At 57.9% G+C, this 13,864-nt stretch carries 13 protein-coding genes, 1 tRNA gene and 2 pseudogenes; 7 read left to right on the top strand and 9 right to left on the bottom strand.

Going from position 1 to position 13,864, the window contains the following annotated elements; translation table 11 throughout:
• Together AC0L3S_RS32580 and AC0L3S_RS32575 are read right to left on the bottom strand one after the other, a co-directional pair.
• Positions 1–404 (bottom strand): aldehyde dehydrogenase family protein (locus tag AC0L3S_RS32580; protein ID WP_473283734.1); only part of this gene is annotated, 404 nt, incomplete at its 3' end.
• Between the two features lie 1,679 nt (positions 405–2,083).
• Positions 2,084–2,159 (bottom strand) — tRNA-Ile (locus AC0L3S_RS32575).
• Between the two features lie 935 nt (positions 2,160–3,094).
• On the opposite strand from AC0L3S_RS32575, the gene AC0L3S_RS32570 reads away from it, so the two are divergent.
• Both AC0L3S_RS32570 and AC0L3S_RS32565 read left to right on the top strand, forming a co-directional pair.
• On the top strand, positions 3,095–3,364 hold the full coding sequence (locus AC0L3S_RS32570) for a hypothetical protein (protein ID WP_259219457.1): 270 nt from the start codon (positions 3,095–3,097) through the stop codon (positions 3,362–3,364).
• A gap of 400 nt (positions 3,365–3,764) precedes the next feature.
• A complete protein-coding gene (locus tag AC0L3S_RS32565; RefSeq protein WP_259219458.1) occupies positions 3,765–4,037 on the top strand; it encodes a DUF3551 domain-containing protein in 273 nt (90 codons plus the stop codon).
• Between the two features lie 478 nt (positions 4,038–4,515).
• On the opposite strand, the gene AC0L3S_RS32560 is transcribed toward AC0L3S_RS32565, so the two are convergent.
• The 3 genes and pseudogenes from AC0L3S_RS32560 to AC0L3S_RS32550 form a co-directional block, all read right to left on the bottom strand.
• The gene (locus AC0L3S_RS32560) at positions 4,516–5,085 is read right to left on the bottom strand and encodes an anthranilate synthase component II (RefSeq protein ID WP_259219459.1); all 570 of its coding nucleotides are present in this window, start codon (positions 5,083–5,085) and stop codon (positions 4,516–4,518) included.
• Positions 5,082–6,476 (bottom strand): aminodeoxychorismate synthase component I, encoded by a 1,395-nt coding sequence (gene pabB / locus AC0L3S_RS32555; protein WP_259219460.1) that lies wholly within the window; start codon positions 6,474–6,476, stop codon positions 5,082–5,084. The genes AC0L3S_RS32560 and pabB overlap by 4 nt, the downstream gene beginning before the upstream one ends.
• Before the next feature lie 140 nt (positions 6,477–6,616).
• Positions 6,617–6,898, bottom strand: a pseudogene (locus AC0L3S_RS32550) (Dabb family protein).
• 957 nt (positions 6,899–7,855) lie between these two features.
• On the opposite strand from AC0L3S_RS32550, the gene AC0L3S_RS32545 reads away from it, so the two are divergent.
• The 3 genes from AC0L3S_RS32545 to AC0L3S_RS32535 all read left to right on the top strand — a co-directional run bounded on the left by AC0L3S_RS32545 (position 7,856) and on the right by AC0L3S_RS32535 (position 9,828).
• A complete protein-coding gene (locus AC0L3S_RS32545; RefSeq protein ID WP_259219461.1) occupies positions 7,856–9,229 on the top strand; it encodes an L-serine ammonia-lyase in 1,374 nt (457 codons plus the stop codon).
• 91 nt (positions 9,230–9,320) lie between these two features.
• Positions 9,321–9,557 carry a hypothetical protein gene (locus AC0L3S_RS32540; protein ID WP_374762401.1) on the top strand — a complete coding sequence of 79 codons (237 nt, stop codon included), beginning with the start codon at positions 9,321–9,323 and terminating at the stop codon, positions 9,555–9,557.
• Entirely contained in the window at positions 9,442–9,828 is a 387-nt protein-coding gene (locus AC0L3S_RS32535; protein ID WP_374762400.1) for a dihydroneopterin aldolase, read from the top strand. Before AC0L3S_RS32540 ends, AC0L3S_RS32535 begins: the two co-directional genes overlap by 116 nt.
• 194 nt (positions 9,829–10,022) lie before the next feature.
• Here AC0L3S_RS32535 and AC0L3S_RS32530 read toward each other — a convergent pair whose 3' ends face one another.
• The 4 genes from AC0L3S_RS32530 to AC0L3S_RS32515 form a co-directional block, all read right to left on the bottom strand.
• Positions 10,023–10,199 (bottom strand): hypothetical protein, encoded by a 177-nt coding sequence (locus AC0L3S_RS32530; RefSeq protein WP_259265536.1) that lies wholly within the window; start codon positions 10,197–10,199, stop codon positions 10,023–10,025.
• Positions 10,189–10,725 (bottom strand): hypothetical protein, encoded by a 537-nt coding sequence (locus AC0L3S_RS32525; RefSeq protein WP_259219464.1) that lies wholly within the window; start codon positions 10,723–10,725, stop codon positions 10,189–10,191. Before AC0L3S_RS32525 ends, AC0L3S_RS32530 begins: the two co-directional genes overlap by 11 nt.
• 407 nt (positions 10,726–11,132) lie before the next feature.
• On the bottom strand, positions 11,133–11,453 hold the full coding sequence (locus tag AC0L3S_RS32520) for a Dabb family protein (protein ID WP_259219467.1): 321 nt from the start codon (positions 11,451–11,453) through the stop codon (positions 11,133–11,135).
• A gap of 293 nt (positions 11,454–11,746) precedes the next feature.
• Complete coding sequence (locus AC0L3S_RS32515; RefSeq protein WP_374762667.1) at positions 11,747–12,247, bottom strand: GntR family transcriptional regulator; 501 nt, start codon at positions 12,245–12,247, stop codon at positions 11,747–11,749.
• Between the two features lie 204 nt (positions 12,248–12,451).
• Here AC0L3S_RS32515 and bioB point away from each other — a divergent pair.
• Both bioB and panD read left to right on the top strand, forming a co-directional pair.
• Positions 12,452–13,431: pseudogene (gene bioB, locus AC0L3S_RS32510) on the top strand (biotin synthase BioB).
• Between the two features lie 51 nt (positions 13,432–13,482).
• The gene (panD, locus tag AC0L3S_RS32505) at positions 13,483–13,836 is read left to right on the top strand and encodes an aspartate 1-decarboxylase (protein ID WP_259219469.1); all 354 of its coding nucleotides are present in this window, start codon (positions 13,483–13,485) and stop codon (positions 13,834–13,836) included.
• Positions 13,837–13,864 lie beyond the last annotated feature (28 nt).

Here is a 13,864-nt window from a genome sequence, read left to right as displayed (position 1 = left end):
TCGCGCAGCACCATGGCGGTGCCGACCGGTTCCTCGAAATGATAGTTCTTGAGCACGTCGAGCGTGGTCATGAGGTGACCAAGGCCGGCGCCGGCCTGGAGCTTTTCGGCCATCGGTAGCGGCGCGCCCATCTCGTCGGAGACGGCGGCCCCGATCTCCTTGAGACGGCCCTTGTAGATCTCGATGACTTTCGCCAGCAGCGCAACGCGCTCGTCACGGCTGGTCTGGGAGAACGTCACGAACGCCCGCTTGGCGGCGGCGACGGCTTTATCAACGTCGGCCTTGGAGCCCAGCGCAACCTCGTACATCGCCTCTTCCGTCGCCGGGTTGACCACGGCGGTGGACTTCTTGACGGCAGGATCGACCCAGGCGCCGTCGATGTAGAACTGCATGCGATTGACCATTGTGAACCTCTTCTTGGGAAGAATGGGAGTGGCGTTTAACGTCGCAAGCCCTCGTGACATTAGTGCGCGGTTAAGTGAAAAGGTGGCTTGTCACTGTGTAGCAGCCTAGTACCGAAATCGCCGCCGCACGATAAGATGGTTCTAAGAACTCCACCCCGTTCAGGTTTTATCAATCCGTCATTCCAAATCTAGCAGCCATGGCCCGCAGGGTGGCAGGATCTGACTAAAGCGGTCGGTTAGGGAAGTGTCGGGATGCCTACGGCAATGTCGGAACGTATGACCCAGAACGGAAATATGCGCCGGCACAGAACACAAGCGCAAAGGTGCGTGGCCTCACAACAATCCATTAGCTCTCACTACAGTAGAGAGACAGCACGTTGCTTTCGTGCGATCTTCCGGACAGTCCTGCAGGATTGCGGCTTCGTGAGCTATGTGAAAGTGCCATATCGGTCGCCGCCCGGCATGGTGAAGGGGCCGCAGACCCAGAAACTTTGACCGAGATAAAACATCGCATCATCTCCTGTCCTTCAGCAGGTGAAGGGAGCAGATGTCTTATGCGCCGCCGTCACTTTATTGTTGTGCTCACCTTCGTCGTCCTCGTTGGGGCAGGGCTGAGTTCGACCGCGGCTCCGCGGAATCATTCGGGATACGTCCCGCCGGCCCGACAGGACCTATTCTACTTGCAGGGGCAGATCGGGGCTATCCGGGCACTACCAGTTCTACCTCTGGTAAATGTATGGCCAGCCCAGGGACAAACGCCTATTGCGGAATGAACCCGGTCTACGCTGTCAAGCAACGTGCATGGCCACCGCTGAGAGGCTTGGACTTGGCCGAATGTCCTGTTGCCGCTAACGCGTTGCTGAGTGTACGAATTGCTGCCCACCATAACGAGCAGTCGTTGCAGTGGCTCGCATCCGTGGTTTGAACCAGCTACAAGATTCGCCTCCCACGATGCCAGTTTCGTCGCAAGCGGTGCGTTTCGCAAAGAGGTCCGCTCAGGGGCCGAGCCGATGGCGCCGGTGAACCGACCCATGCTGATCTCGAAAGATTTAGCAAAGAAATGAGCGGGTACTGCCTTGTGACCTGCCTTCTCCCCGGGGGGCCTTTATGCATTTCACTGTGGTGGTTTCACTGCCGATTCGCCACAAATGAACGGCGGACCAAATTCGATAGAAAGGTTCCGCGCCGAAGCTGATATCCGAATGTTTTCGAAGCCCAGCCGCCGCGCGCTGCCCTACGCGGCTGTGTCCATGCGCTCGCATTGACCTTTCGGCCTGCACGACCAACCCTCATCCCCGACGGGCGTGAAAGGTGGAGCTTTTTGCGACGAAATCAGGGACAGGGAAACGGCGGTCAACTGCCACAAGAGCGGCTTTGACCTTCGGAGTCTGCCAGCCCAAGAAAATACCATTCCCAGAGATTGACCTGTATGATCGATGAAGCGTGCCAAGTGACCGGCTTGGGGCGCACGAGACTCTGTGAGTCGATACGGACGGACAGCTCAGGACGAGAACGACCGCGCGTTGGCGACTGTGCTTGTGCGCTCACTTCAAGCATTGCTCGGCGTGTCCTCAACAGCAGGAGAGGTCCGCTATCGCTTTCGAGCCGCTTTATGATTCTGTTGGGAGTCGTATCGAGAGCTCGCACCAGCCGCCACCACCACCAACAACAAGCGAAACTGGTGGGCCTGCCTGGAGTCGAACCAGGAACCAGACCGTTATGAGCGGCCGGCTCTAACCATTGAGCTACAGGCCCGGCCGCCGATCCGCGGCTGGTGGTGCGCGGCTCGTCTGCAGGATGGCTGTCAGAGCAACACTAAATTGCCAGCGTTGACATCAGGCCTTAGCTCATCTCCACTTAGCAGAACACGCCAACCCTGCGGGTAGTGTTTTGCATCGCTCCAGCAGGGTTCGTCCGAGTTTCATCTTCACGGTGCATGCGCGCCTGCAGAGTGGCCCTTTGCTGCTATTTGCGAACATTTCCCGCACGTGGTATCCCGCATCGAAGCTGACTGCATAAACGTTTCAACTTAGATCATGTGCTCGGCTGATACAGCGGCTTAAAATTGCTGAAGCACGAGCCGAGTCGCTTTCTTCTTACCTTACGTTCAGCGCCGGGACACTACGCTTATGCTGAAAATCGCGCCGGATCGCGGCGGTGTCGGCTATTCCCGAGCGCCCGCGCCGCCCGACATCCCAGCAGATGCTCGGCTATTTGAAGTGCGGCGCGCTGCTCCTCATCCCGTAGTGGCGGGAATGCGGAGACTAGAGGGACCGTCCAGAGTTCGATGGAGTGGGGCAACTCATTCTGGAGGCACCGAGCCCACTCATCGCGAATAGGTGCCAGCGGGCAACTTCGTCCTGCGCCAACGACGGCTTACAGAGCCTGACTCAATTCTTTTCGGGGTACCGACCCTGTGCCCGCACCGGGAATTGCAGCCACGCGGGGACAGACAGTCGATATTTCGCCGAGTTGAATGAGGTCCGCAAGAGCCGCGTTAAGCTTTCTGAAACGTAAAACTGGGAAATGACGCCCTTTCAGATTGGAATGGTTGTCGCCGGGGCTGGACTGCATTCATTCAGGATAGGCATTTTGAACCCGAAGGGCCGCCGGCGACGTTGTCGGCGGCCTTTTTCAGGGATAAGCAGATAGGATCAGGCTGGCCAACAGGCGGTGCCGCGGGGGCATTTATGCATCATTGGAAGAAGGAACTCGACGCGCTCGTCGCCGAAACGTTAGCCTTCACCAAATCGCTGAAGGTGCAGATCGAGCTGCCCAGGCCCGAGTCGAAGAAAGTCGTCGACCCGAGTGACCTCACTCTGCCCGACTATGGCGGCAGCGAACGAGATGAGATCAGGAAGCGGGTCGAGAGCTTCAAAGAACAGCAAGTGCGCTTTATGCGCGAGCGTGAAGAGTATGCTGAGTTACTGCTGCGCCGAATCAGGCCGATCACGAAATGAGAGCTCAAGCTCACTGAATCTTCGTGAGCCCTACCGGGCTCCCTCAAGTTGCTCATGTCAAGCGATGCGCGCTCGCGAGGTACCTGATGGCCGATGTTCCACTTTAGCTTGTTGCTAAGCGCGCCGTTCTGCGGCCGTCCCGAAACCGGCTTATTGCGCCAGTGCGAGAGGGCTTAGGCTCCCTCGCCATAGGATTTCCGCCCCACGCACGCTCCTCACGCTTGAAAAATGCAATCCATTCTAGAATTAGCAGGAATGCTGCTCCAAACTCACAGCGCCCGGCGCTTGAATAGTTCGGAATGCGATCGGCGGAACGGATTACGAAACGTTTTGCTATTGACGAGGATCAAAACGTCAGTTCTAGATTTTCTATCCTCCCAAGGCTTAACGAGGCTAGATCATGCGCAACCTTTTCTTCGTCGGTGTGCTTGCACTTCCCATGCTCGTAGGCTTTGGATCGCCTTCGACCGCCGCTCCGCGCGGTCGTTCTTTCCTCCCACCGCCTCGGCAGGACGTTTGTTGCCTGCAGGGACGCACCTGGGGATATCCGGGCAATTGCCAGTTCTCGACCTATGACCAGTGCATGGCAACCGCATCCGGTACCTTATCCTATTGTGGGCTGAATCCGATCTACGCATTCCGGCGACGAGGAGGGCATGGCGCGGATGTGTGATCGTCGAGAGTGATCGATGCATCCCTTTTTGATCATATCAGTGGATACGTCCGCTGTGCAGGTTGAGCGTCGAGCTTCCGCCTGGTTGGACGTCACCAATAAGTACGCTCGCGTTCTCTTTTGATCAGGAGCCAGGCAACACGATTGGGACGCGACGGCTGAACGGCGTCACGTATAATCGGGCATCCATTGCACCGGCACCGGCCTCAATCACGGGCGACGTAGCTGTCAGCACCGGTCGAACCTCCCTTGACCTCGTGTCGTCTCACGTCCGCGCATGCGGCATTGATAACTCTAGGGGCCGCAAGCCATAGCGACCTTGCCATTGCCCGCGCGGACGTCGATTCAGTTGGCGGACGAACGTCAAGGCGTCATCGATTGGCGCCTTGGCCGTCCCCAATGATGTAGCGACCCTATGCTTTGGATTCTCGTAGCTGCAAGACGTCCTCCCGCGTGCCAGATCCACTACTTAGGAAGCCTACCCGGCTCGCAGGAAGTTCCTGAGCAGCGCATAACCTTCCTGCGTCAATATCGACTCCGGATGGAACTGAACGCCATAAGTTGGGTGATGATGATGTGCGACGGCCATGATCTCGCCTTCGCCCGAGCGGCCCGTCACAGCAAGATGTGGCGCGCGTAACTCATCGAGCTCTACAATAAGGGAATGATAGCGCCCTACGCGCAATGGCGAGGGAAGTTCTTTGAACAGGCCGCGTCCGTCATGTGTTACGTACGAGGACCGGCCGTGCATAGGGCGACGTGCACGTGTCACGCGTCCGCCAAAGACGGTCCCGATACACTGGTGTCCGAGGCAGATGCCGAGAATTGGGACGCGGCCGGAAAGCTCACGAACCACGGAAGTAGATATTCCGGCTTCCATCGGCGTGCCCGGGCCGGGGGAGATAACAACTGCGTCCGGCTTAAGGCCAGCAAGATCGCTGACGCTGATCATGTCGTTCCGAATTACCTCCGTCGCTTCACCCAGCTTGCGGAAATAGCGTGCAATGTTGAAGACGAATGAGTCGTAGTTATCGATGATAACGATCAAGATACACCGAAAGAATCAGCATGAAATGCGTCAAAGATCCGCTGCGCTTTGGCGAGAGTCTCCTCGTATTCTGCCTCTGGTTTCGACATTGCAGTTATGCCGCTACCAGCGTGAAACGCGGCGAGTCCGTCATCGATCGTAACAGTGCGGATCGCTATATTTGTGTCCATGTGTCCGTTGAAGCCGATGAAGCCGATTGCCCCGCAGTAAACGTTTCGTGCCACACCTTCGATTTCTGTGATGATTTGCATCGCTCGGACCTTCGGTGCCCCGGTAATGGAGCCGCCGGGAAAGCAAGCTCGAAGGAGGGATACGGCGTCTTGGTCTGAGGCAATCTCGCCCGTAACGACGGACACGAGGTGGTGCACCGAGGCATACGTTTCGAGTTCGCACAACGCTGAAAGTTCAACCGATTCCGCAGTGCAAACACGTGATAGATCACTACGCAAAAGATCGACGATCATCGTGTTTTCAGCGCGATCCTTTTCGGACGCCAGAAGGAACTGAGCGCGACGCTGGTCTTCCCTGAAATCGGCGGATCGCGCAATCGTGCCCTTGATGGGGCGCGTTTCGACCTGTTGTGCGTCAAGCTTCAGAAACCGCTCCGGCGAACTCGACGCAATGGTCAGCTTGCCGTAGCGTAGCAAAGCGGCAAAGGGAGCGGGATTTAATGATCGTAGCCGGCAGTAGAAGGCGATGGGATCGAACGAATCGGCAAGCCTAGCGCTGAAACGCTGCGCAATATTCGCCTGGAAGACATCCCCAGCCAGAATCAAATCGATAACACGCTGTACGGCCGCAGTGTAACTTTCACGGCTGAAGCTCGAATGCCATGTGCCCAATATGCTGAGGGAGTTACTCAGCGGTGCCTCTGGACCGGCAAGCAGCGCTGCAAACTCATCCGCTCGGCGGCGTGCGCGCTCGCCCCGCCGCGCAGGATCACGCTCCGGCCATCCGGTAGAAACGATCCAGCATCTGTCGTCACGATGATCGAAACTGACGACCACGTCATATAGATTGAGGATGGCCTGCGGCAGACTTTGACCAAGGATTGTAGGTGCCGGCAACCGCTCCAATGTCCTGTTCAGATCATAGCCAAAGAACCCGGCCGCGCCTCCCTGGAAGGGAGGGAGATCGGGGCGATGCTCTTGCGGAAAGCTCGCGAGCAGGGTGCGGAGGGCTCCCCATGGATCGCGATCGAGAGCCCATTCATTGCAACTCGCCTGGCCATCCTTGACCACATAAGTGATGAATGGGTCGCAGGCCAAAAATGAGTAGCGTCCAAGTGATTCATGCCTCGCGGCGCTATCGAAGAACGTAAGGTGCGCTCGACGCGCCAGGCGCCGCATCGCGCTGACGGGCTCGATCCACTGTAGTTCGCGGACGTGCATCGGGCTGCCAGTTAGCGACGGCGGGCGTGGTGTTGAGAGGCGCGCTGTTTGAGATCCTCGCCCAGGCGAAAGACCCAAGAGGTCCTGAGATCCATTGCCAGTTTGACCCTTACTTGTGCACGTGGTGCGCGCAGTCGCCGTTATGACTTGAGAGTCAACGCGCACCGCGCGTCAGACGATACGTTGTAATCAGCCGCGAAACGTTTTCTGAGTAGTCGTACTCGCCTAAGTCGCTTCCCGGTAGAGATCATGCGCCCTGTAAGCTGCGAGCTCCGTCTCGTTGTCGAACTCACCATAGACCACGACATCAATATCGGTCCCGAGCTGGTCCGTCTTGCAGTTGCGGGCGACCTCTGTCCGGCTTGCATGTGGAATTGCGGTGAGCCTAGGCCTTCGACAATCTGGTCGATGTGACGAATCATGTATGGCCGTAAATTGTGCTATCGGTAGTGGGCACATAGTTATCTTCGGATCGAGCTTGGTGCAAGGCATGCAATGTCATCCCACTCGCGCGATTGAAGCGCGAAGTGTGCTTCCGGCAAGGAACCCAAACGCAACGGTTGCCCAGCGTTTGTGTCCTCTAGTTTGCGGTCGCCTCACTTTGGCGCGCCCCCATTTCCTCGAAATTCTGCGCCTGATTGGTAGCTTTGAACGATCGCACTCGCACGAATTGTCTCGACAGCTTCGCCGGGCGATAAGCTGCGCATCCTGACAATCGAACGCAGAATTGCGGAATTGTTTGGTCCGAAATCAGCGAACTTCGCCTTCAGACCGCATTACTGTTGGCTTACAGGAATGGCTGGGTTGTCGCCTGAAGTTGAGCTCACACGAGTTGGGTGGCAGACCTCGTTTGGGGATGGTTTCGTTGTGGACGACGGCGTTGTCGAGGAATGTCTACTGACCCGCTTTCACGTAACAATCGCAGCAGCCGGAGTTGCTCGTGTCATTCGCATTCGTGGAGGACCTTCTGCAGACGAATGACCTCAACCACCCAGAGATCAGCCCTAAACGCCGTCCAAGCTTCGAACGCCTGCAGGTTCGAGAGGCCATAGTGCAAAATCCCGACATGCCGCCGGTCGCTTTGCCAGAGATGAGTGTCCGTAAGGGGCCAATTTGCGAAATCCCGACGCCGTTGTTCCGTGTCGTATACGGGAGAACTCGGGTTCGAAGCAAACATGCCGATGGGATACGGACGCGCGTATGAGAAGCGATCTATGCGGCAGGAAGGACATGCGGTGTCGCCCACCCTTCGCGCCCGGCCGGAGCAAGATGTTTTTCAAGGCCAGTGTGGCGCTCGTTTTCAACCTGTGTCTGGAGTCCTCTGGACGAAGCTTGCCAGAAAGTCTCGTCCGATCACCCGACGTGATCGAGCAAAATCGATGATCGGAATTTTCGAGCTCTTCAAAGTCGGTATCGGACCATCGTCCTCCCATACGGTCGGCCCCATGAAGGCAGCGGCGCATTTTGTCCAACGCGTGGGGCTTGCCGGACTACTGTCGCGAGTTGCTCGCGTCAGAGTCGACCTGTACGGTTCGCTTGCCTGGACAGGCAAGGGACACGGTACCGACAAGGCGGTCATACTCGGCCTCGCTGGCGAGCTTCCGGAAACGGTGGACCCCGACGAGGCCGACAGGATTGTAGCTACAGCACGATCGGAGCGAACGCTACGTCTTGGTGGAAGTCATTCAATCGCCTTTGAGTTGGAATCCGATGTCGTATTCGATGGCGTCACTCCGGCAGTTCATCATCCCAATACCCTGGCATTAACGGTGGTGAATGCGGATAGGCAACCGCTTCATCACGAGCGATGGTGCTCTATAGGTGGTGGTTTCGTTGTCTTGGAAGACGATATCGGGAAGCCCTTGGGGCACTCCGAGGACGAGGTGCCATATCCATTCAGATCGGGGCGCGATCTTCTCGCGATGGCTGCTTCAGCGCGTATCTCTATCGCAGACATGGTGATGGCGAACGAACTATCGCGACTGCCTCGCGAAGAAGTGGAAGCCAAGCTCGATCAGATAATTCAAGTCATGATGTCGTGCATCGATCGCGGCATGGCCACTGATGGCAACCTTCCTGGCGGGCTCGAAGTGCGGAGGCGAGCACCCTCGCTACATCGACGACTTCGGGAAGCCTCCAGTTCGAACAATCGGGCTCAGCATGCCATGATGGACTGGGTTAGCCTCTACGCGATCGCGGTCAATGAGGAGAACGCTGCCGGGAGCCGTGTAGTTACGGCGCCGACGAATGGTGCCGCCGGCATAATTCCTGCAACTCTTCGCTATTTCCGCGATCACTGCGATGAAGCAGACCCCGACGGACTGCGCAGGTTTCTATTAACGGCTTCTGCCATTGGGGCGCTTTTCAAGATGAATGCGTCGATCTCTGGCGCCGAGGTGGGGTGCCAGGGAGAGGTAGGTGTCGCCTGTTCGATGGCTGCTGCCGGGCTGGCTGCGGTCTTGGGGGGGACAAACGAGCAGATTGAGAATGCCGCTGAGATCGGCATGGAGCACCACCTCGGGATGACGTGTGATCCCATCGGTGGGCTCGTTCAGATTCCCTGTATCGAGCGTAACGCGTTTGGCGCGATAAAGGCAATCAGTGCTGCCTCTCTCGCTCTTCAGGGAGACGGGAAACACGTGGTGTCTCTCGATAAGGTGATCGCAACGATGCGAGAGACAGGCAGAGATATGCAATCGAAGTACAAGGAGACCTCGCTCGGAGGTCTCGCTGTCAATCTGGCTGAATGCTAAGTCATGGACGGGCTGGAGTGGCTTGCGCACGAGCACAGGCTGCGCTTTCGCGCTCTGGACTTTGCGAAATGGGAACGCAGGGGCGTAACTTATGGCAGACATGGCCCGTTCCGCCGGTCTTGTCGAAGGAGTGGTGCATCCATCGCCGTTCCTAGTAATGTCGACGACCCACAAGACAGTGCGCGGCCCAGGCAGTGGACAGGTGTGCCGAGTTGTCTCTCGAGGTAGACAAGATATTTCTGCGGGGTCTGGGGGGGCATGCGCAAATCGGTCCGCCTGGCGGAGTGGCTTTGCAGTTCCTCGAAGTAGACTTGGAGATGTCGATTGATTTGGCTAGCGCGGCGTCCAGCGATAATCTGTCGGACACTGCGAATTATGCCGAATTGGCCCGTGAAATCTCAGACGTTCTCGTTAATTCACGCCATTCAAACCTGCCGGAAGCAGCGGCAGCTGTGGCGCTGGCCATCCTTGTATTTGAGCCGCGGGCGCGCGAAGTTTCGCTGACTGTTCGCAACGCCAGCGTAGCGTTGGCCGATGCGATACAAAAGATCGGAGTGTCGGTTGCAAGGCGTCAGGGTCCGGACAGTCTACGCAAGTGAATTAGGGAAAAGGCGCGGTGGCCTACATCCGCGGCAAACCCGGCCACGACCACGATCAGCGACAAGGCCGCGCCATGCCCGCTGGATCACGTAAATCGTCAGTTCAAGGCGACAAGGGGCGGCCAGCGTGACCGTCGAGCCGCTTCGGGCGCTCAGGCGACTTGAACGCCTTCACCCCGCCCGCCACCAAGTAGTCATTCACCGCGTGATGGCTGCACCCCAGCTGCCGCGCAATCCGCTTCAGACCCCACCCGCACGCCCTCCTGCGCGCTTCCCTTGATCAACATCACCTTCTTGGGATCGAGCCAGTGGTCGATCCTGCCGCGTTTGACCTTCTCCACCTTCTTCTTCGCGAGCCACTCATCGGCCAATTGCTCGAAAGGCCGGGCGGCCGCCAGCCTGTGCTTGTCGAGCTGCTTCTCGGTGCTCGGGTCTTTCCTTCCTTGAGCAGGTCTTTGGCCTTGTCGCGCTCGCGCCGCGCGTCGGCGAGCGAGAACTTGCCATCCTTGCCGTTGCCGTAAGGGCCGATGGAGTAGGTTTTCTTACGGCTGTGGATGCGATAGCCATCCGCCAGAGCTTGGAGGCAGCGTTGCCGGGCCTGCTCTGGTCCGGCGTGACGAAGAGGTAGAGACCGCCGCCGGTCACATCGGAAATCGTGGCGGGGCTCCACGCGCCCTTATCGTATTTTGGTCGGGCGCCGTGGCAGTCGACGTCGGTCCTGATCAGTTTTAGGTTGGCGCACGCGCCATCGTTCTTGCGGGCCATCTGCTCAATTCCTGCGTCCGGAATAGCGAAAGTCGTCGTGAACGTTTGTTCTCTCGATACCAACACGATACCAACAAAAATACCAACAAACCGGGCGGCTGCGATCGGATGAGAACAAACGGTCACGAACACCGATGTACGCGGAATGGCCTATTTCCGGGGGTGTCGGTCACGGCGCGGACGGTTGCGAACGCTTTAGAACGGGCTTGAACAGCTTAGTTGGTGCCCCTCCGTGCAACTCGCCTGTCCGTCCTTGACCATATAAGTGATGAATGGGTTGGAGCCCAAATATCTAGTGATTCATGCCTCGCCGCGCTATCAAGGAACGTTAGGTGTGCTCGACGCGCCAGGCACCGCATCGCGCTGGTGGGCTCGATCCAATTTGTTCGCGGAAGTGCATCGGGCTGCCAGTTCTCGACGGCGGACCTGTTGTGAGGCTCGCCTTCGTTGTGATCCTCGCCCAGGCGAACGACCTACGACGTCCTGAGATCGGTTGCCAGTTTGACCCTGACCTGTGCACGTGGTGTGCGGAGTCGTCCTTATGGCTTGCGAGTTGACGCGCACCGCGCGTCTGAGGATACGTTGTAGTCAGCTGCGAAACGGAGTTCTCTAAGTGGTCGTACTCTCCTTATCGACTCCTGGTACAGATCATGCGCCTTGTAAGCTGCGAGTTCCGTCTCGTTGTCGAACTCACTATAGACCACAACGTCGACATCGTTGCCGAGCTGGTCGGTCTTGCGATTGCGAGCAACCTCGAGCCGGCGTGCATGTGGGATTGTGGTGAGTACCGACAGGCCTTCGATAATTTGGTCGATATGGGCCTCATCCTTTGAGGTGAACAAGACGATGTGACGAATCATGGATAGCCCTTTGTGATATCGGAAGTAGGTCGCATAACTACCTTTGGATCGAGGCGCGCAACGCTATAGCCGCCTGCTATGTCGTTCGGCAAGGCGCTCTGTGGTTTGACGCCCTTGCGACGGTCCGCGGTTTTCAACGAATCTCATCAGATCTTATTTCTGCTCGGGAAGAGGGAAGGGCAAGGCGCTCAATCGTTTGAATGTGGCGTGCGAGCAGGTTACAGGCTTGATCGACCTTGCGCGCTCGCAGTGCCTGCAGAATCATGCGGGTGACCCTCGCTGGACCGTGGTCGTCAGCCGACGCTTCGCGCCATCGCGAACACCAATCGTGAATTTGCAAGTTGTAGTCCGCCAAGGCTCGCGAGCAGGCGCGGCATCGAGCGGGGCGCCACCAGCGCGTGGTGAAAGCCGCGGTTCGCCGTCTCACTCCTGAATGGTCTGGGCATTGTCTGCTTCAACCAGGCGAGCTCGATCCGTGCCAAATGGGCGGATGTGAGTTTTAGAGCTGCATTGCGCAACGCGACCACTTCGAGCGCAGCACGCATTTCCGCGAGCTCCTTCACTGAAATAGTGTCGAGCGGGGAAACCCGCACACCGCGATGGGGCACAGCGACGACAAGATGTTGGGCCTCCAGTTGCCGAAAAGCCTCGCGCACCGGGACGTGGCTGGAATTGAATTCCCGCGCGACATGGTCCTGCCGGAGTGGGGCGTCTGGCTGCAGCGCGCCGCTGATGATGCGCTCACCGATTGACTCCGCAATGCGCACCGCAATCGTCGTGTTCTCGTCAGTCATCATAGATTATCTATCATTGCCCCGCCGTGAAGAGCGGCATAAGGCTCACTAGTTTCGCAGAATTTCTGCAATTCGTTCAGACTTTCGCGGTCTTTGGGCGTCGGCATACGATTATGTTGCACGTCGAAGAGGCAAAACGCGGGAACGGGTGGCCACAGAGTAGATAATCGTGCAGATTATCTATTATAAGAAGGCGAGACTTGAGTGGAACGGAAAGACAGGGGCAACAGCGCGCCGGTCCGCCATGACTGGCAGCGCGCCGAGGCCCAAGCACTCTATGGCCTGCGGTTTGCCGACCTGATGTTTCAGGCGCAGAGCGTTCATCGCAAGAACTTCGATCCAAGCCACGTCGAAACAGCAAGCCTGCTCAGCATCAAGACGGGTGGCTGTCCGGAAGACTGCGGCTATTGCTCGCAGAGCGCGCATTTACGACACCGGCCTGAACGCGACCCGCTTGATGGATCGCGCCGACGTCGTCGTCACCGCGCAAGCCGCCATGGACGCCGGCGCGAGCCGCTTCTGCATGGCCGCAGCCTGGCGCAGTCCAAAGGGACCGCGATCTCGATCAGGTCTGTGACATGGTCAGCGCGGTCAAAGATCTTGGCATGGAAACCTGCGTCACACTCGGCATGCTGACGCCGAAGCAGGCTGCACGGCTCTCCGAGGCCGGGCTAGAGTTCTACAACCACAACGTCGACACGTCGCCGGCGTTCTACGGCAAGATCATCACCACCCGCACCTTGCAGGATCGCATCGCGACACTTGCCCGTGTGCGCGAGGCCGGCATCAAGGTCTGCTGCGGAGGCATTGTCGGTTTGGGCGAGCTCCTCGAGGACCGGCTCGGCATGCTCGTGCTGCTCGCCAATCTCCGTAAGCATCCAGAAAGCGTGCCGGTCAACCTGTGGAACGAGGTCAAGGGCGTGCCGGTCAATGAAGCCGCGGAGCGTCCCGATCCGATCGCGCTGGTGCGCCTGGTTGCGACCGCCCGAATCATGATGCCGAAGAGCGTGGTGCGGTTGTCCGCTGGACGGCAGTATATGACCGATGAATTGCAGGCGCTGTGCTTTTTGGCCGGCGCGAGTTCGATCTTTATCGGCGATGTGCTTTTGACCACCAAAAATCCGCGGCAAGACCGTGACGCGAGTCTGCTGAACCGGCTCGGCATCACGTCCGGGCTTACCTGAGTGAAACAGACCAACGAGCACGCCGTGCGCAAATTCCAGTTTAGGTGAGAAATGCAGATTACGTTGATGAAAGGCAAAATCCATCGCGCCTCGGTGACCGAAGCCGATCTGCACTATGAAAGCTCGATTTCGATTGATCGTGCGCTGCTGGACGCGGCAGGATTCCTTATCAACGAACGCGTCGAGATTCACAACATCGAAACGGGATCGCGGTTCGCCACTTATGTTATGGAAGCGCCCCGCGGATCGGGCACCATAGATTTGAGCGGTGCGGCTGCGCGACTCGCGATGCCCGGAGACAAAATTATTATCGTTGCATATGCGTCCTTTGACGAAGCGGAAGCGAAAATCTTCAGACCCTGCGTTGTGGTGGTTGACCGAGAAAATCGCATACTATCAGGTTGAAAGCCAAGAACCCGATGCTGAAGCTTGT

The sequence above is a fragment of the Bradyrhizobium sp. Ken01 genome (genome assembly GCF_055807355.1).
The sequence above is the reverse complement of the archived record's forward strand: the minus strand, read 5'-3'. Positions and strand labels throughout refer to the sequence as shown.